Origin of the sequence: Stygiolobus sp. CP850M, from assembly GCF_037389425.1 — an archaeon.
In the GTDB taxonomy this organism is placed as follows: Archaea; Thermoproteota; Thermoprotei_A; order Sulfolobales; family Sulfolobaceae; genus Stygiolobus.
Map to the genome: position 1 here is coordinate 49,437 of NZ_JBBHKR010000041.1, position 18,276 is coordinate 67,712.

Here is an 18,276-nt window from a genome sequence, read left to right on the forward strand (position 1 = left end):
GAAACGGCATTCTGAGAGGACTTCTTATAAGGTTTAAACTTTTCAACGAGAATTTTTTTAGATAATACATTTGAAATAAAAAATATTCATAAAGTCCAACTAGTTTATAATTGACGATATCTTAACTGTTTTCTTGTTTGTCGATAAAAAATTAAAAACCTTAAGTGTAAATCTCAGAAATATTTAAAACCAATTTAAGTTTAATAGGTGTTGATGCCTAAAAAGATCTGGTTCGATGAAAAGTGCTTAATTAAGTTAACAATAATCTTAAGTTTAACAATTTTTGTAATAGCTTTTTCACATTCGTCTTCAGCACAAACCACTAGCAATATTACAGCTGAAATTCAATCTTTAAACCAATCCATTTTAGCTTTAGAGAATCACACTGCAGACTATCCTTCTGCAGCGGTACCATCTTGGCTTGACACCGGAAGTAATGCGTGGATGCTTACGGCGGCTACATTCGTAGGTCTTCAAAGTGTTCCTGGTGTTGCACTCTACTATGCAGGCCTTTCTAAGAAGAAGTACGCTGTTAATTCCGCTTTAATGGTGTTTTATGCATTTGCTGCTGTCCTAATAGTTTGGATGATCGCTGGTTATAATGCAGGTTTCGGTTATCCTGCATTTATTCACGTTGGAAAATACGGTATTATGGGTTATCCGTTACCGGCTTGGTTAGGTAGTTATGAAGCCCACCAGACAGTCTTCGGACCAGGGGGCGGTCTAGTTGATATACCTACATCGACCTTCATATTTTTCCAGTTTGTCTTCGCTGCTATAACCCCAATATTACTCGCTGGTGGTATTATCGAAAGAATGAACTTTAAGGCATGGATGGTGTTTGTACCTCTATGGTCTTTACTTGTTTACAGCCCCGTAGCGTATTGGTTATTCGCAGGAGGTTGGCTAAACCAGTTAGGGGCTGTAGACTTCAGTGGAGGTTATGTAATTCATGTAGATGCTGGTGTGGGTGCTCTAGCTGCTGCATTAGCTGTAGGTCCTAGATTAGCTAGTGAGAGAAAGTTAGAGGCTCACAGTTTACCTTTAGTCTTGGCAGGTGCGGGGCTTATATGGCTAGGATGGGACGGATTTAACGGTGGTGACCCCGGAGGAGCTACAATAGATGCTGCGATAGCTGTATTAAACACTAACATAGCTACTGCAGCAAGTGCCATAGCATGGATGCTTATGGATATGAAATTCTTCAAGAAGCCAACGTTAGTAGGTGCTACTTCAGGTGCAATCACTGGTTTAGTAGCTATAACGTCAGCAGCAGGATACGTGAATGGTTGGGAGGCAATGGCGATAGGAATTGCGTCTGGAACGGTACCATGGCTTGCCTTATACAAATTAGAGCCTAAACTAAAGGTAGACGACACATTAGGAGTCTTTTCCACACACGGGATTGCTGGAATACTTGGTGGTTTACTTACTGGTGTATTTGCAGACCCTAATGTCACACAGTACGTAGATCCAGGCTTAACTGGTGCACTCTATGGTAACTGGTACCAATTGGCTGTTCAAGCGTTAGGAGTTGCAGTAGTATTTGCATATGACTTCACAATGACGTTCGGTCTGTTGAAACTCATAGGTCTGTTCATACCGCTTCAAGCCAAACCCACTGAGCTTGCTGTAGGAGATTACGCAATGCACGGTGAGGTGGCATACTCCGAATTATTAGCAACCTTACCTGAGTCTGCTAAACAAGAAAAAGAGGAAACAGTAGAAGCGAAAGAAGAAGAAATAGAAGCGAAAGAAGAAGAAAAGGAAAAGAAATAAGTTAGTGTTAGATAATTTAAGTAAAAATATAGTAATTAAAATTAAATAAATAATAACAACAAATCTTTTTAAGACCTTATCTGTTTTCTATTATATCTATTTGTGCTTTGCTTTATTACTTTAGATTTTTAGGTTTAGGCATATTAGTTATACTATGGAGTATTTGCTACGAAATTTTTCAACCTTTAAGGAGATAGAGCTCAGATACCAATCTAATTCTTATCTTAATATAGCGATAGTTAATGGAAAACCTAGTGGTCTTTACAAATGGTCTAAAAGAGGGTACAGTGTTAGGGCTTTTGACGGTTCATCTCTTCTATTCTCTTCTTCACCTACTCCTGAAGGTCTAGAACTAAAAGGTTTACGGTTTAGGAGTTGGGAGAAAGGAATTTCTTCTGATAAAAGGGTTGGCGGAGAGTATTCAGTAAAAGAGAAAATAAAATTAGACAACATATCGACTGAAGAGAAGGTCAAACTCTTAATAGACCTCTCTAAATTAATCTACTCAGATAAGAACCTTAAGTCTAAGGTTGTCTCAGTTAATTTCTATTACACGGAGTCAAAGGAGGAAAAGGAGATAATGTTTGAGGACGGTGTTAAAGTAAAGGGTTATGTGCCTAGGGTCAGTCTGTACTTTTCTATAACGTTGAAGAACGGCGAAAGATCCGCGACTATTGCTAATGGAGATCTAGGAGGTAGCGGAGGGTTTGAAATCGTTAAAAATTGGAACCTTGAGGAATTCCTCCTGAGCACTTTGGAGTCAGTTGATAGAGTTCTGGAAAAAGGAAAAGCGGTAACGCCAAGTAGAAAAGACGTAATCCTGAGTAATCAGTTAGCGGGGATAATTGTCCATGAGTCCGTAGGTCATCCCTTCGAAGCGGACAGGATTTTAGGGAGGGAGGGAGCACAAGCTGGGCTGAGTTATTTAGTAGGGAAGAATTTCGGAGAGAAGATAGCTAGCGATAAAGTCACTGTAATAGACGATCCTACGATCTACGGTAGTTCTGGTTACTACCTTATAGATGACGAGGGGATAGAAGCAAGACCTAAATATCTCATAAAGGAAGGAGTAATTAATGAGCTTCTTCAGGATAGGTTCTCTGCTTATAAGTTCGGTGTTAACAGTAACGGATCTGCAAGGGCTTCAGCGTATGACAGAGAACCCCTAGTAAGGATGTCGAATACGTTCTTTAAACCTGGCGACTTTACTTTTGAGGAGTTGATAGAGGACGTAAAGGATGGGGTTTACTTCAAATCTTATATGGAGTGGAATATTGATGATTTGAGGGTAGGGGAGAGATACGTAGGGCTTGAGGCTTATGAGATTAAAAACGGGGAGATTGGGGAGCCACTTCTCTTCCCCGTTTTAGAGACTACTACTTTTGAGCTTCTGTCTTCGATAGACGCGGTGGACAATACTCTCTCCTTTTATAGAGGGACTTGTGGGAAAGGGGACCCTGATCAACCGATCCCCGTGTGGTTTGGTGGACCTAACATGAGGGCGAGGAATATAACCGTAAAGGTAAGGGGTGAGTAACCGTGGAACTGGAGAAAATACTTGACGGTCTTAAGGGATTTGACAGTGTAATAATAAAGAAAGTTAAGACTAAGAGGTTAATTGTAAAGTTTGTTTTAAGCGAAATAGCGGAAGTCCAGAGGTTAAATGAAGTTGAATATTCTGTCTCTGTAGTCAAAGGTAAGAGATTTTACTCCTATACTTTCTCTGGAGAGGAAGAACTGGATAAGATAATTACGGGAGTAAAAGAGGGATTTAATTACACTGTTGAGAGCGATATAGTCCCGCAATTGACTGAAAACGATGGTGAAGTGAAAGTAAAAGAGGATAACGCTGAGTTAAGGTCTGTGATAGAAGGACAAGACGTAAGTTTTATAGATTCAGTGTTGGCGAAGTCAGAGTTTCCGAGTTCTGGGATAGTGAACGTTTATGAGACGACGACTGAGCTTATGACGAACAAGGGGTTTAAAGGAACGGAGACCAGAATAAGGGCTGACGGTTATGCGAGGTCTTTTAACGGTGAGTATAGCGGTCAGTGGGCATTTTTCTCTGATTCGCTTAAGGAGTTTAACGAAACCCTGAAAAAGGCTAATGAGTTCGCTTCAATAACTGGTAAAGTGAGGATAGACGACGGAAAGTATAACGTTGTTCTCTCACCTCTGGTGGTGGCTAATTTCATGGTGTTCTTTGCTGACTTCGCTTCAGCTTTCAGCGTAATGACAGCGTCATCCTTCCTCGCTAAATATAAAAAGGGTGAGAAAGTAGCCAGTGAACTTCTCACAATATCCGACGTCCCCAGAAAGGGTAGGATTGCAGAATTCGATGATGAGGCTACCTATACCAGAGATAAGGAGATAATTAAGGACGGGGTATTTAATTCGCTGTTGTTTAACAATGAGTTAGCCCAGATTTTCGGAGAAAAGAGTACCGGTAATGCAGGGTTAATATATCCCATTGCTTATTCTTTCGAGATTAACTCGGGAGACCAATCTCTGGACTCGTTATTGGCGAGTAGCAAAGAAGTGATATTTCTTAATAACAATTGGTATACCAGGTTTCAGAACTATTATGAAGGAACATTTTCAACTGTAGGCAGGGATGCAATAGTATATTATAAGGAAGGTAAACCGCAAGGTGTTGCTGGTAGAATAAGAATATCTGACTCCTTCCCTAACTTGATGAAGAATGTCAAAGGACTCGGAAAGGATAAATATAGTGTGAGGTGGTGGGACGCACCTATACCTACTATCTCGCCGTATGTGTATGTAGATGGTGTTAACATAACTAAAGCTTGGTAAAGGTGGAATTAGCGTCCTATTTCTATTTTTTAAAATTTTAAGCTAAGAAGAAATTCTACTTATTTACTTGCTATTTTATATTTATTGAGTGGTAACTTATTGTTATTGACATTAATTCTTTCCATTTTGACTCTTCAGACTATTTAAAGCGAAGAATAGCAGGAAGAAAGTAGAGAATGTAGCTTATTCTGAGCTTTATAACTTGAGTTTACCTACGCAATCTTTGTTTGATGAACTAAAAGATAGGGACTTCGTTACGACGTTATTGGGATTACAAAAAGTAGAAGATAACATGTATATAATTCCTTTTCTAGCATTACTTAATTACCCATGCCTAAACATATAGGTCTTTACTTTGTCTCCCTCAAGTACTAGGTACAAGGAGTGAAGAATTCCCTCGCTGTATTCACTACCTGGGTTAAATATCATAGTCCTGCCCAATTTATCGAAGCCCTTAGACTCATGAATGTGACCGTGGAGCCCAACTAACGGTTGATATTCCTCGATTATTCTTCTAACACTTATAGAACCTACATGAGTAAACACGATCTCTCCTCCCTTTACTACTGGTTTCAGATTCGAGTCGAGTAACGGCGCGTTGTCAAGATGAGTATTATAAGGGGGAGCATGAAGGTTATATATTGCCTTGCTCTGGTCTTTTATCTTATCAGCCATTTCCTTCAAGTCTTTATATAACGAGTTCTCGTCCTTCTCTCTTGGTGTTTTCCAAGGTGTAGGGTTTACATAACCGTACGAGATCATCTCATGTCCTCCTATGTCGATTATTTCTCCTTCGCATCTCTTCATTATATCAGACTCCTCTATTACTCGAAATAAATATTCTGGATCATCATTCCCTAGGTTCACATAAATAGGAATGTTAGCCCCTTTGAGCTTTTCCTCCGCAATCTTCATCCAACCTCTCACAACACTCTCCATAGCCTCCTTAAACTTCTGGTTTACGAGGTCTTTATTATACTGCATTTCCTCGTACTCTTTTTCACTAACTATAGTGTAATATTCCCCTCTCTTTCTAATTTCCTCTGTTAATTGTGCTAAACCTTCTTTTCCTACCTCTTTTTCTTCTATTCTGTATTTGCCGTTTCCAAGGTCAACAATTGCGTAAAGCGCTTTTCCTGCCAGATCTCCGCCAATTATAAAGGCGTCAACTTTGAATTGGAGTCCGGCGTTGAGAAACTTTTTGAATACAATATCGGAACCGTGAATGTCACTTGTAAATAATATTTTAACTTGGCTGCTTTTCTTGTCAATGGTCTTATCAGAATTCCTCCTAAACAGACCCACGAGTTGACTATTTGTTTGTTAGTTTTTAAAGTTGTCCTATTAAAGGTTTTATGTTTCAGGATTCGTCTTAACTGCCTCAGGTCTACTACTTTTAATTCCTTCTGTTAATGGACATTTCTCACTAAATTTTCATAAACAATTAATAATGCTACGGGAGAGCCATAGATCACTTATTTCCGTTTTACGTTAAGTCTGCAAATCGTGGAGTTTGAAGTATAACTCGAATATAACTATCTTAGCTCCACACTGTGGGTTTCGTTAAAGTAAAATTTGGCTTAAATTCGTGTCACTATCATGAACTAGTTATTATGTAATTAAGTAAATAAATATTAAACCGTGATTCAATGAGTACATGCGTGGATAAGTACATACTTAAATTTCTAAAGAACACATCAGGAACGATAGAAGCCATAACTAAAGCTCCACCTAGCGACGAGTCCTTCAGGAAATTAATAAAGAGAATAATTATTGACGAAAGTGAGAGACTGAATAGCGTTCTATTCGGTGATGACATGGTTACCGCCATGAAGGCTGGGTACAAGACCGCGATACTCGGTTATCTCCACTCTGCTGAGGAAAATAACAGGTTTCTTATAGAGAGGGCCTCTCTTTCGGTCTTTGTGAAAAATACTACCGAGGCTTACAAAAGAGCGTTGGAGAGAAGGGAGTGGCACAAACTAGTCGATGACGGTTTTATAATTAGGTCTGGAGGAGAAGGATTAACTAGGATAAGGAAGTTCACTGGAGGCAGGGAGGTCAACGGTATAACTATCTATTTTGCCGGGAAACCTGTGTGTGAAAAACATTTGAAATGGGATGGATATTCGCTTTCAATCCATGAATTGTATAAAGAACTAGGTTTTAAGAAAAAGAAGGGCAAGGAGGATATAAAGTGTAAATACTGTAAACAAGAGGCTAAGTATTTCACGTTGGCAATGCCTAAAGCTAGTGCGTTAATAGCTCTAGCTTGCGAAACGGTAGGCAAGAAACCTAACTCCCTCCTCAAGATTTACGCTAATTTGTCACGAGTTTTACACCCTTACGGGTTTACGGATTTGCCCAAAGAGAAAGTTTTTACCGTGTGGGCTAGGGATCTTTTAATGATATTGTTAGAAATCAATCAACTCCTTTTCCCTTGCGACTTCAAACATAGCACCGGAAGCGGTAATAACGGGAAGTCTGCCTTCCATTTCCTGAAGTATTGGAAGAGTAGAAAGAATGGTACAAGCGATGTAAACGGCATCAGCTGAAGACTGTTGAGCTACCTTAACTGCTTGTAACGTGAGTTCATGCGGTGTAGAAGCTATTTCCTTCCCTCCAGTCCTTCCGAGGGCTATTGAACCAATCACTTCGAATCCGAAATCTTTAAGCCACTTTATTTCGTAGTCATGCCTCCTCTGGTTATAAGGTGTGACCAAGTAGATTTTTTTAGCTTCTAACTCCCTGAGCCTAGTTATAATCGCTTCTGTTGCGATTATCGTCGGTTTGGAGAAGAACTTCCTCATTCTTTCCCACTGATTTTTGAAGAAGACTCCGTAAGATCTAGCATAGAAGATCACGTCGCTCTTTTCGACTTCATGTTTGATCTGGCTTAATTCTTTATACATCCTTTCCATTTCGTCCTTCCTTATACCGTGCCCGGGGTAGAACTTCATATTAAAGATATTAAACCTCCCGGGGTAGAGGTAATTAACGTCCCTTGGTAATGTCGGGTTTTCTTCAGATATTATCAGGGAAGCCGTCTTAGGCATAGTTATTCGCCTTAACCCACTCTGTTATTATCTTCCAGATCTCGTTGTAGTGTTGTCCTAGAGGCGAATGCTTCATTCCTTTTATTATATATAGTTGACATTTACCTCCGTATTTACGTATCTCATCGCACAAAATAATCGAGTGCTCTTTCAATACTATGTCGTCATTCTCTCCGTGTATTAACAGCGCATTTTTAATTCTGTCAGCGTACTTTAACGGGTACCACTCTAACTCCTCCTCAGGTAAGTTCTTTATGTCCTCGTATATCTTACGTTGAATAGTGCCGGGCGGGAATTTCGAAAGGTATTCCTTTTGTTTTCTCCTATCCGAGGGGGCAGAAACAGCTATGGCACTTTTTCCCTTTAAAGCCGCAGCAATTAGAGCTACTAAGCCTCCTCTAGAATGACCTGCGATTAGGTCAAAGTCGTAAGTTAAAGCTTTTTGAACACCTTCTTTAGCCTCGATCTCGAACTCAGGTATTATTACTTCTCCGAATTGGTGCAAAGGTTTTGCTAACCATTCTACTTTCTCTGGCGACGATCCTTTACCGTGTAAGACTAGGGATTTCATAGAGTTTACACTACATCTCGAAATTAAAAAATCAAGTTTTCGACACTCTATCCATGAATTCCTTCTCGTTTACAATAACTCTCTCGTGAATTCCTTCCCCTATTTTGACGTCTTTATAATATGCTTCGACCTTAAATTTTAACCTCCTCTTGTTTATCTCGATAAGAGTTGATTTCACTCTTACTTCGCCCCCTACTGGTGCAGGTGCTAAGTGTTTTATGTCTACGTGATAACCTACAGTAGTCAGTCCTTGTTCCAGGTGTTTTTGAGATAGAGTGAAAGAAACGTCTTCCATAAAGCCTATCATACATGGAGTAGAAAGGACATAAACAGCACCGCTAGAGATTGATGATGCAGAATGTTCTGGAAGAACTTTAAATACTTTTTCTAGTGTCTCTCCTACTTGCATACAATATTTATAGTCATTAAGCCAAATATTTTTTATGATAGTTAGTGCACCATTTGCCGGACCAGTATCGTTCCCTCTATTGGTTTATAAAGTATTGAGCGGCGGAAAGTCCTCATTCGAGTTAAGAAACAGTTGTGAAAATCCTCAACTTAGTGAAGTAGTTCTCGACTCAATAACTAACGTTGCGAAACTTAATGTAAAGGGCTATTCGATAGTTGCGGGAGTTTACATCAGGATGTATTCTTTAATAGGAGATAAGACTAAGAGGCCTTCAAAGATCTTCACGATCAAGCAAGGGACTCTAGCAGATTATAATGCAAGGCTTTACGCTGTTATAAGAGGAATTAATGAGGTAATTAACACTACTGCAGATGAGGCTGTGAAAATGGCTGAAGCTGGAAAAGGAATAGGTCTTGTAGGGATAGAAGTTAAATTAGGGGAGATCTTTGAAGACGAGATGAAGACGTTAGGTTACTTAGTACCCCAATGCGTAATTTATGCAAAAATTAATGCCTCTGAAGTTCTCAAAGCTTATTCAGAGGGCATAAAAATGATTAGGGAAAAACCGGAAGAAGCTGCAATGATAATTTCTTCTGCTAGTAAGTACTATTCGTTGGATATTATGAGGAAGATAATAGGCATTTATTCACATATGCTAACAACTTCCAGGGAAGAACTGGAAAAGGCAATAAGAGTTTATAGTGTTGTTGAACCAAACGTGAGGGATCTGAAAATTGAAGCTAAATAAAGACGTTGAAGTTATCCCGGGAAGTCCTAACACCCTTGTTTACCAAGGAAGAGTGGTTGTTGATCAAGGAGGGAAAAACGCTAACTTGACACTGAACGCTGAAGTTCAACTTGCAACCCATGGGCACGCAGATCACATTGCCGGGTTACTAGATAAAAAAGCGAAAATTAAGTATCTACCTAAAGAAGACTACTGGTCTCTGACTTTAATGGGTAGGAGGTGTATGATTTACGGCTTTAGTTCTAAGGAAGATAGATACTTTACTTTTGATCTGGTTAAAGAGGATTTAAGGGATGAGTTCAGTGAAACTGAGGTAGAAAAGGTTAAATTGCAGGGGCACACGCCGGGTCAAGTTGGTTATATCTTAGGGGGAGTTCTTTACGCGGGTGATTCCTTTTTCGGCCAAAAGGTCTTAGAGTCTTTCGGCGTACCTTTCTACAGCGACTTTTGGAAGGCTACGGACACACTTGAGTCCTTAAAGGAGATAATAAAAGGTGTAGAACAAGTAGTTATCTCTCATGGTCCCGTGTATAACAATAGAAAGAAAATGGAGGAATTATTAGATTTTAATATACAATTTAATCTGAAACTTGTTCAAAAAATTAAGGAATTGATAACCAATAAAGAGAGGACGGCAGAGGAAGTGACTTACTTAGTTTCAGGATCTAAAGAGATCACAAACATAATGCTAAATTCCGTAACAGTGAAGAGCATATTGATGGGGATAGCAAATGAAGTGAAAGTGAGTGAAAAAGGGATCGTGTATGCTTACAGATCACCTTGAAGTTTGGAGTTAGCTATGTTAATAATCTTCTGAAGTCTATCTGGGCCTAAATCTTTGTGTTTTTGCTTAAATTCCTCTAAAGTTTCCTTCTTTTCAGTGAAGACTTTAACCAGTAGTTCGGTAGCCAGTTGTTGAGAGAATTCAGCGTTCCCTACTATTTTGTTTATTTCGTCAGCTAACTCGTCAACGGTACAAATGGACTTCTTTGCTTCCACTTTATTACCGACCTTAAATTTCCAACCCATAATAAAGGAATAATCAGTACGCATAATTAAGTTTAAGTTATTACGCTTGTTTATAATTCGAAGTAAAATTAATGTATAGTTATTCTTAATAAGATGTAATATTTATCACTATATATCATGTCTTTGGAAGATGTTCTAGCCCAAACGCTTTATAAAGCATACCAAGAGAGGAAATCTGTTAAACCCTTCGAAGTGACTATGGCCCAAGCAAAAAGGGTCTTTAACGTGTTTTCTTCGATGCTAGTTCAATCAGAGGGATTTGGAGGATATAAAATATCCCTCACTACTGAAGAAACACTTAAACGTTTCGGTTCCACTGAACCGTTATATGGGATATTAACTAAACCAATGATTGAAACTGATAGCTAAGTGGAGTTATGGTTCGAGAATCATATGGCTGAGGTCGAAATTGTCTTCGAGATGGATCATTGCACTGTTGAATCTTATCCAACTTGTGTAAACGGTGTCTACCTCGGTATTGAATTACCCGCTACGAGGTTTGACACTTGGAATCTGAAGGCTTACCAGATCTTAGCAGATGATAGTGCTGCTGGTAGGTTATTCGTCGGGGAGGGTATTAAACTTCCCTACAACGAGGAAGTGGAGCTTTACCTTAACGGTCATAAAGTAGGCAAGGGCAGACCTAGATATATTTACGGAACTGTAGATGATATGGTGAAGTGGTTATTGAGGAGGGTAGGTTACATAAACGGTTATGTATCTTCAGGAGTGTTTGTAGGACCCACTAACGTTAAAAAGGGAGATAGGTTAAGGGTTAAAAGTGGAAGTTTAGAGTATGAAGTTAGGTTATCCTGAGTTGGGAAATAGTCTAATAATATTTAAGCTCTAAATCCCCTTAATGTCCAACCGAGTAGGAAGCGTAATGAAAAGATATTGAGGATAATTGTAGGTGTTTCAGCAGCAATATGGTCTACAGTTCATCTAATAGTAGGTTATAATGCTGCAGTAATAGCTTCGAGTGTTGTAGGTCATGCGTCTTTAATCTTTGCTATAACCCGTTTGAAACAGTAAAAAATATAAAAGTTGGAGAAGAGTTGCAAAAATTTGATCTTACATTATCTACTTCAAGTGAGGGAATTAAGTATCTTCTAGAAGATATAAGGGGAAAGATTAAGTACACTTTTATCATATCGTCTAGCGTTACCTCAAGAACTTTAAATGTGATGGTTGGTGTGGAGAAGAAAGGTCTTTTTACTTCGATTCCAATAGAACCGAGACATATATTAGAACATCTGTCTTATAATTTAAAATTCCTTAGAAACGAATAACTTTTCTACTGTTTTCATTATATGTTTAAATTTGAAATTAAAAAAATTAACTGCTTGAATTAGAGTAGTACATCATATTATAGAAATATCCGACGAATGGGTCGTATACGAATCCTTGTACATATGGCTGTACAAAGTAGTAAGTGCTTGGAACCGGTAACCATACGTAAGGTGCTTCGTGGTATATAATGTTATATGCTTGTGCTACCATACGTTCTTGCTCTGTCGTATTAGTTATAAACGGTAAAGTTTGATACATTGTCTGCAAGGTCGAAATATTTACCCATGCTAAATTGCCAGATATTCCTCCAAATTGCACGTCTGTTAATGGCATTAATTGTTGGAATACTGGATCAGGCCAGTCTGGGAACCATCCCAAGTTAACCATAACCGGCGTTCCGTTAGGAGTTGTCCAGCTATCTGTTACTGACGGTAGAACGAACTTGGTAGATATGCTTATTCCTATTTGCTGTAAATCCTGAGTTATTATCGTAAGCTCTTCTTGCTCTAATAAATTAACTGGTGCTAATGAATATATGTCTAACGTAGGTAATTGTTGACCATTCGGGTTTCCTATTACCGTACCATTAGGTAAGACTACGTAAAAGCCTCCCTGATATCCAGCCTCGTTTAGGTATTTAATTGCTAATGCTGGGTTGTAAGTATATTCACTTAGGTTGTCTGGGTTATAATAGCCAGGGAATTGGGGGGAAATTGGCCCTAAATACTCAATTGCTAAATCTTGTTCTTGATAACTGAATATGCTTAGTAATTGCTGGTAGTTAATTGCATACTCTATCGCTAGTCTAAAGTCGGTTATGTTAGTGGGGAACTTCATCATATTCATCGAGATGTATAGGACTCCAGGTTCAGATCCGAAGTTTCTGAAAGTCTCGTTAATTGGCATTGAGTTGTAGGGGCTTTGATTAAGTATCTGGTATATGTAAGTTATGCTCACATAGCTCATCTGAGCCTTGTTAGTGAGGAAGTCCTCTACTCTTTGTTCATGGGATAGACCGTAGTTTATCTCTAATACGGGTATATGAGCGGGCTGTGCAACAGCCGGTATATTAGATACGTTTTGAGCCCAATAGTGTGGGTTTTTATCTAAGACTATCGTGCTGAAACCACTGGTAACTTTTACTATAACGTATGGACCAGTCCCGTTCATACCATTTTCATCTAGATAGGCGTTAGGTGAGTTAGGCTGTACACCCCCGTGTTCATCAACGAATACTGGGTTCACTATGGCACCCCACCATGAAGCAATATCGTAAAGGAAGAATTTGTATGGAGCTAACACGTTGATCTGGACTTCATAAGGTCCTTTAACAACGACAGCCTGATATGGGTACTCCATTATCTTTTGAATAGTTGCGTTATTGGCATTAAAGTGGGACAGTATAGAAGCCAATATAAGAGCTGTTAGGTTATAGTTTTTCGCAGTGGGTAAACCAGTAGCATTTTGAATTGCATTATTAACTCCCCAAGGAATTGCATAACCAGTCTGTCCGTAAACCGTAGAGTTGAATAATAGTCCTATATAATTAGCAACTCCTGGCCCTTGACCTATTAGTATAGTCCTATAAAACGAGAACCATACGGTTGAAGCATTTACTTGTACTCCATCTGGGAAGTATACTCCTTGTCTGATAAAGAATGTATAGTTCTCGTAGTTTGTTGTAGTATAGTTTTGTGCTATTACTGGAACTACTTGATGGAAGTTGCTTCCGTTGAACTCGACTAGCTCTTGGAATAAGGCTGTAAACAATGGACCGTCTTGTACATAGAAACCTGTAGCGGGGTCTAAAGCGTCTGGTGGAGCAATTTGAGAGTCATCAATTAGTACACTTGTATTTGGTGGCGAAAGTGTAACCATTGTCGGTGAGGTTGATGTTTTTGTGCTTACTGATGTGCTAACCGAAGTTGTAGTTGTAGAAGTAGTACTAGGATGCTGTGTTGTTAAAAATATTCCAGCTGCTATTGCTATGATTAAAATTACTATTATTATTCCTATAATAGCAGTTTTTGAAAGACCTAACTTCTTTTTACTTTTCATAGTAATCAGTATAAGCATCTTTTTAACTAGTAATTAACTTTTTCGTTAGTTTTCATATACTATGGGAAAATTTAATAAACAATTTAAGGGATTTATGTTTATGCTGACGGATTATATAAAATTTGCTATAAAGAGAATGATAAACGGCTTTATCACCATACTCTTATTGATCTTTTTCGTGTTCGTCCTCATCCATGCAGCAGCACCAAATCCTGCACAGCTAGCCCGAATATATGCTGGTAACCCCCATGCCCCTCCCGTGGAGATTCAACAAATAATAAAGGAATACGGGTTGGATGAACCACTTTACGTCCAGTTCGTGAACTATCTCAAAGATATATTATCTGGAAATTGGGGTGTAGATCCTATATATAAGACTTCAGAACTGTCATTATTAATTCCTAAACTTGCTATAAGTCTTCAGATAGTGATACCCGGTGATATTCTAGCGGCAATCCTCGGACTACTCAGTGGGGCAGTGGCAGCATCATCAAGGGGGACATGGAAGGACAAAACAATTAAAGGGTTATATATTACAACGTGGGCCTCCCCTCCCTTCTTCATTGCAATTGTTTTGCAACTAGTGATAGCTTACTATCTAAATTTGTTACCTGCAGGGGAACCGGTAAATGAGTTGCTCACTTGTCCACCTCACTATACAGACTTTCCAATACTTAACGCGTTAATTGATGGAGACTGGACGTTCTTTGTATCCGCTGTTAGACATGCAATACTACCCTCCTTAAGTATTGCTATAATTACGTTCGGCTTGTTCACAAGAGTAACTAGAGCTACAATGATAGACTCTATGGAATCGGATTACACTAAACTAGCCTTAGCTAAAGGTCTCACAAGACGTTATGTAGTATATAAGATTGCGTTAAGGAATAGTCTAATTCCAGTAATAACCCTAATAGCGCTCTTCTTTGGCTATTCAGTAGCTGGGGCGGTTCTGGTTGAAGACATTTTCAGTTATCAGGGCATAGGATATTACATAACTCAAGCAATAGAGAACCTAGATTATATTGCTGTTCTAGACTTTACAATTATAGTCGGAATTGCTGTAATAGTAGCCAACTTTGTAGCGGATCTTCTTTACGGTATATTAGATCCGCGGGTGAAGGTTCAATGAACTTCAGAAAGGAGTGGAGAAGATTTGTTATAATAGCATTAGCTCTTTACCTTTTAATAAACATAGGAGTGTACCTACATTATGCAAACAAAGGAACGCTACAATCCGTTCATTTCGATATATTATCATTAATTCCTTACGTCCTGTTCTCGACCTTCAGTATAACGATCTCAGTAGCTATATTAGCACTAGTTTTCTTTTTGACGAATAAGACAGTAAGGCTAGTTTTGAGAAGTAAACCTGCACTAGTAGCTTTCATAATTCTTTTCGCTTATTACATATGGTCTTTATTTGAGGGACTGTTGGAGTACGCCTCGGGACAAATACTTTACGTAAGACTTTCATATATGTTCTTACCTTATAATCCGTTCCAGTACAACTCGTCAGCGGCTCTTCTACCTCCGTCATTTGCGCATCCTTTCGGCACTAACTCTAACGGAGAGGACATTTTATCAAGAGTTTTGTATGCAACTCCTTCTGATGCTGAGATTTCCACGATTGTAGTATTATCAGCTATATTAATAGGGGGACTGGTAGGAATATTATCTGGATATTTCGGTGGTATTGTTGATGAAGTACTAATGAGAATAACTGATGTGTTTCTGGCAGTACCGGGTTTGATTTTAGTTATAGCAGTTAGTGTCTTATTGGGAGAGTCTTTTACTAGTGCAATAATAGGCTTAATGGTACCGTGGTGGGCTACTTATGCAAGGCTTTTCAGGAGTCAAACATTAGTAGTCAAAAACATGCAATATATTGACGCAGCAAAACTTCTTGGTCTAGGTAGGTTGAAGATTCTCACGAAGCACGTTGTCCATAATGTAATAGATGCTGTTCTAGCCTATGCCTCTCTTGACTTCGGTAACGTGATCTTGACGTACGCGACTTTAACGTTTTTGGGAATCGGATTGCTCAATCCTAACACTCCAGAATGGGGCTCAATGGTGTCTCACGGAGTTGAAGAATTACCGCAAGCGTGGTGGTATCCAGTATTTCCATCTCTAGTTATTGTGATCATTGTAACCAGTTTTATATTACTTGGAGACAGAATTCAAGACGTAATCTCTGGGAGGGTGGTTTATTGAGCTTACTAGAAGTTAATGATTTGAGTGTGGGATATAAGGCGTTAGCAGGTAAGTTTACAGTACTTCATAATATTAACTTCTCGCTAGAGGAAGGAGAAATTGTAGGAATAGTTGGAGAATCTGGTTCTGGAAAGAGCACTTTTGGTCACGCTATCATAAGGTTATTACCTCCTAATTCATTTATAGAAAAAGGTTCGATAATATTTCAAGGTAAAGACCTCGTGAAATTGAATGAAAAGGAGATGACTAAGGTAAGAGGAACTGGTATATTCATGATCCTTCAAAATCCCCTTAATAGTCTGAATCCAGTAAAAAGAATAGGAGATCAGTTATTAGAAGCTGTAAAAGTCAAGAAGCCTGGAGTAGATGAAAAAGAGGCTAATGAAATTGTACTAAACGCGGTAAAAGACGTAAGGTTACCTGATCCTGAGGAGTTCATAAAGAAATACCCTCATCAACTTTCTGGCGGTCAAATTCAGAGGGTCGTAATAGCGATGGCTCTAATATTGAGACCTAAGATCCTGATTGCAGATGAGCCTACTTCAGCTTTGGACGTAACTATTCAAGCTCAGATAGTAAAATTGTTTAAACAGTTACGGGATGAAGAGAAGATCTCTATAATCTTTATATCTCATGATATATCGTTAGTCTACGCTATAGCTGACAGACTGGTAGTGATGTATGCAGGAAGAATAATGGAGGATGGAAACATAGAAGATGTGATAAAAAGTCCTTTGCATCCTTATACTCAGGGTTTAATATCAAGTATACCATCTATAACTAAGAAAGACGGAGGACTTAAAGCAATTGAAAGTTCTCCTCCTTCCTTTTTAGTCTTACCAATGGGGTGTAAGTTTAACCCTAGATGTGATAGGGTGATGGAGAAATGTAAGATGAAAGAATCAGAGTTGGTTGAAGTAAAAGGGCGAAAGGTGAGGTGCTGGTTATATGAGTAAAGAGGTTATATATGAAGTGAGGCATTTAAAGAAGTATTTTGAGATAAAAAAGGTTGGGCTAATAGAAAAACTCTTCCGCGAGAAACCTATTTACGTAAAAGCTCTTGACGATATTAGCCTTGAGATTTATAGCGGTGAAGTATTGGGAGTTGTAGGTGAGTCGGGTTCTGGTAAAACGACATTAGGAAGGATTTTAGCCACATTAGACCTTCCTACGTCGGGGGAAATATACTTTAAAGGGGAAAGAGTAACTAAGGAGAATTTGTCCAAAATTAGAGGAAAAGTACAGATGGTCTTTCAGAATCCGGCATCGAGTTTAGATCCCAGAATGAAAATCTTAGATATTCTCTTGGAGGCCTCACGTAGACTACCAAAAGAGGAAAGGCTGAAAGCGGTTAGAAACACTTTAGAAGAAGTGGGACTTGATTATGAATACGTAGCAAATAAGTATCCTAGAGAGCTATCAGGTGGGCAATTACAGAGAGTGGCTATCGCTAGGGCTATAATCACGTCTCCTGAATTTATAGTGTTGGATGAACCTACCTCTGCCTTAGATGTTTCAGTTCAAGCTCAAATATTGAATCTTCTGGTTAAATTACAGAGGGAGAAAAACATAACGTATATGTTTATTACGCATAACATAAGTGTGGCGAAATTCATTTCCGACAGGGTAGCAGTCCTATACGCAGGGAAGTTGGTTGAAATAGGGCAAGTAGAGGAAGTAATATCTTCACCTAAACATCCCTATACTCAAAGCTTGATTTCTTCAGTGCCAACATTGTCTAAGAAGGCACTAACTCCGCCTTCTGGTGAAGTACCTTCGCTAATTAGTCCTCCTCCGGCTTGTAGATTTAATCCAAGATGTCCTTATGCAATGGATATTTGCAAAAAAGAGGAGCCTCCACTTTTCGAGATTGGTGGTAGAAAAGTAGCATGTTGGTTGTTAGACCAAAAATCTCAAAAACAATAGTTAAAGGGACATTTTTAATTCTGATTTTTTCTATTTTTTTGAATGTAAGCAAGATAGAGAATTTTATTGAATTCTTACTGATCTCCTTTTCTCTCTTACTGTCTTATTCTTCGCTTAAGTATTTAAATTACTATGAAATAGGGGAGACGTATATAGTTGTTCATAACCTTCTCTCTACAAAGAGGATAGAATATAGTGAAATCGAGGATGGATTTCTATCCCAAGGTCTATTAGCACGAAAGTTTAATTGTGGTTCTATATATATAGTTTTAAAGGGAGGAAAAGGAGTAGAGATCCTCAAAGATATACCGGAGCCTGAGAAGATAGAGGAAGTAATAAAGCAAAGGATTACATAAATCATGCATTTATTGGAAAATAG

Annotated in this window: 20 protein-coding genes; 14 read left to right on the plus strand and 6 right to left on the minus strand. The window is 38.7% G+C overall.

Features of this window, described 5'->3' with window-relative positions:
* Positions 1–213: 213 nt before the first annotated feature.
* The 4 genes from WIW89_RS02295 (at position 214) to WIW89_RS02310 (ending at position 4,939) form a co-directional block, all read left to right on the plus strand.
* Positions 214–1,779 carry an ammonium transporter gene (locus WIW89_RS02295; RefSeq protein ID WP_337719612.1) on the plus strand — a complete coding sequence of 522 codons (1,566 nt, stop codon included), beginning with the start codon at positions 214–216 and terminating at the stop codon, positions 1,777–1,779.
* 154 nt (positions 1,780–1,933) lie between these two features.
* Entirely contained in the window at positions 1,934–3,316 is a 1,383-nt protein-coding gene (locus tag WIW89_RS02300) for a TldD/PmbA family protein (RefSeq protein ID WP_337719613.1), read from the plus strand.
* Between the two features lie 2 nt (positions 3,317–3,318).
* The gene (locus tag WIW89_RS02305) at positions 3,319–4,593 is read left to right on the plus strand and encodes a TldD/PmbA family protein (protein ID WP_337709200.1); all 1,275 of its coding nucleotides are present in this window, start codon (positions 3,319–3,321) and stop codon (positions 4,591–4,593) included.
* Positions 4,594–4,816: 223 nt separating this feature from the next.
* Complete coding sequence (locus WIW89_RS02310) at positions 4,817–4,939, plus strand: hypothetical protein (RefSeq protein WP_337709201.1); 123 nt, start codon at positions 4,817–4,819, stop codon at positions 4,937–4,939.
* Here the strand turns inward: WIW89_RS02310 and WIW89_RS02315 are convergent.
* From WIW89_RS02315 to WIW89_RS02330, 4 genes are all read right to left on the minus strand, one after another.
* Positions 4,918–5,898 (minus strand): metallophosphoesterase family protein, encoded by a 981-nt coding sequence (locus WIW89_RS02315; protein WP_337719614.1) that lies wholly within the window; start codon positions 5,896–5,898, stop codon positions 4,918–4,920. The two genes, WIW89_RS02310 and WIW89_RS02315, sit on opposite strands and share 22 nt — an antisense overlap.
* A gap of 1,109 nt (positions 5,899–7,007) precedes the next feature.
* On the minus strand, positions 7,008–7,649 hold the full coding sequence (locus tag WIW89_RS02320) for a maleate cis-trans isomerase (RefSeq protein ID WP_337702871.1): 642 nt from the start codon (positions 7,647–7,649) through the stop codon (positions 7,008–7,010).
* Positions 7,642–8,220 carry an alpha/beta hydrolase family protein gene (locus WIW89_RS02325; RefSeq protein ID WP_337719615.1) on the minus strand — a complete coding sequence of 193 codons (579 nt, stop codon included), beginning with the start codon at positions 8,218–8,220 and terminating at the stop codon, positions 7,642–7,644. The genes WIW89_RS02320 and WIW89_RS02325 overlap by 8 nt, the downstream gene beginning before the upstream one ends.
* A 31-nt stretch (positions 8,221–8,251) precedes the next feature.
* A complete protein-coding gene (locus tag WIW89_RS02330) occupies positions 8,252–8,629 on the minus strand; it encodes a thioesterase family protein (protein WP_337719616.1) in 378 nt (125 codons plus the stop codon).
* Positions 8,630–8,663: 34 nt separating this feature from the next.
* On the opposite strand from WIW89_RS02330, the gene WIW89_RS02335 reads away from it, so the two are divergent.
* Positions 8,664–9,377: a DUF3834 domain-containing protein gene (locus tag WIW89_RS02335; RefSeq protein WP_337719617.1), complete on the plus strand. Its 714-nt coding sequence runs from the start codon at positions 8,664–8,666 to the stop codon at positions 9,375–9,377.
* Positions 9,364–10,161 (plus strand): MBL fold metallo-hydrolase, encoded by a 798-nt coding sequence (locus tag WIW89_RS02340; RefSeq protein WP_337709205.1) that lies wholly within the window; start codon positions 9,364–9,366, stop codon positions 10,159–10,161. Before WIW89_RS02335 ends, WIW89_RS02340 begins: the two co-directional genes overlap by 14 nt.
* On the opposite strand, the gene WIW89_RS02345 is transcribed toward WIW89_RS02340, so the two are convergent.
* Positions 10,146–10,406, minus strand: a complete 261-nt coding sequence (locus tag WIW89_RS02345) for a hypothetical protein (protein WP_337719618.1) — start codon at positions 10,404–10,406, stop codon at positions 10,146–10,148. The two genes, WIW89_RS02340 and WIW89_RS02345, sit on opposite strands and share 16 nt — an antisense overlap.
* A gap of 117 nt (positions 10,407–10,523) precedes the next feature.
* Between WIW89_RS02345 and WIW89_RS02350 the strand changes: the two genes are divergently transcribed.
* The 3 genes from WIW89_RS02350 to WIW89_RS02360 all read left to right on the plus strand — a co-directional run bounded on the left by WIW89_RS02350 (position 10,524) and on the right by WIW89_RS02360 (position 11,438).
* Positions 10,524–10,775 carry a hypothetical protein gene (locus tag WIW89_RS02350; protein ID WP_337719619.1) on the plus strand — a complete coding sequence of 84 codons (252 nt, stop codon included), beginning with the start codon at positions 10,524–10,526 and terminating at the stop codon, positions 10,773–10,775.
* Positions 10,776–11,222, plus strand: coding sequence for a hypothetical protein (locus tag WIW89_RS02355; protein ID WP_337719620.1), 447 nt, complete (start codon positions 10,776–10,778; stop codon positions 11,220–11,222).
* A gap of 78 nt (positions 11,223–11,300) precedes the next feature.
* Positions 11,301–11,438: a hypothetical protein gene (locus WIW89_RS02360; RefSeq protein ID WP_337719621.1), complete on the plus strand. Its 138-nt coding sequence runs from the start codon at positions 11,301–11,303 to the stop codon at positions 11,436–11,438.
* Positions 11,439–11,741: 303 nt separating this feature from the next.
* On the opposite strand, the gene WIW89_RS02365 is transcribed toward WIW89_RS02360, so the two are convergent.
* Positions 11,742–13,574 (minus strand): ABC transporter substrate-binding protein, encoded by a 1,833-nt coding sequence (locus WIW89_RS02365; protein ID WP_337719635.1) that lies wholly within the window; start codon positions 13,572–13,574, stop codon positions 11,742–11,744.
* Positions 13,575–13,854: 280 nt separating this feature from the next.
* Between WIW89_RS02365 and WIW89_RS02370 the strand changes: the two genes are divergently transcribed.
* From WIW89_RS02370 to WIW89_RS02390, 5 genes are read left to right on the plus strand one after another with little or no spacing between them, the layout of a single operon-like run.
* Positions 13,855–14,886 (plus strand): ABC transporter permease, encoded by a 1,032-nt coding sequence (locus WIW89_RS02370; RefSeq protein ID WP_337709210.1) that lies wholly within the window; start codon positions 13,855–13,857, stop codon positions 14,884–14,886.
* On the plus strand, positions 14,883–15,971 hold the full coding sequence (locus WIW89_RS02375; protein WP_337702853.1) for an ABC transporter permease: 1,089 nt from the start codon (positions 14,883–14,885) through the stop codon (positions 15,969–15,971). Before WIW89_RS02370 ends, WIW89_RS02375 begins: the two co-directional genes overlap by 4 nt.
* A complete protein-coding gene (locus tag WIW89_RS02380; protein WP_337719622.1) occupies positions 15,968–16,927 on the plus strand; it encodes an ABC transporter ATP-binding protein in 960 nt (319 codons plus the stop codon). Before WIW89_RS02375 ends, WIW89_RS02380 begins: the two co-directional genes overlap by 4 nt.
* Entirely contained in the window at positions 16,920–17,897 is a 978-nt protein-coding gene (locus tag WIW89_RS02385) for an ABC transporter ATP-binding protein (protein ID WP_337709213.1), read from the plus strand. The genes WIW89_RS02380 and WIW89_RS02385 overlap by 8 nt, the downstream gene beginning before the upstream one ends.
* A gap of 38 nt (positions 17,898–17,935) precedes the next feature.
* On the plus strand, positions 17,936–18,253 hold the full coding sequence (locus WIW89_RS02390) for a PH domain-containing protein (RefSeq protein WP_337709214.1): 318 nt from the start codon (positions 17,936–17,938) through the stop codon (positions 18,251–18,253).
* Positions 18,254–18,276: the final 23 nt, after the last annotated feature.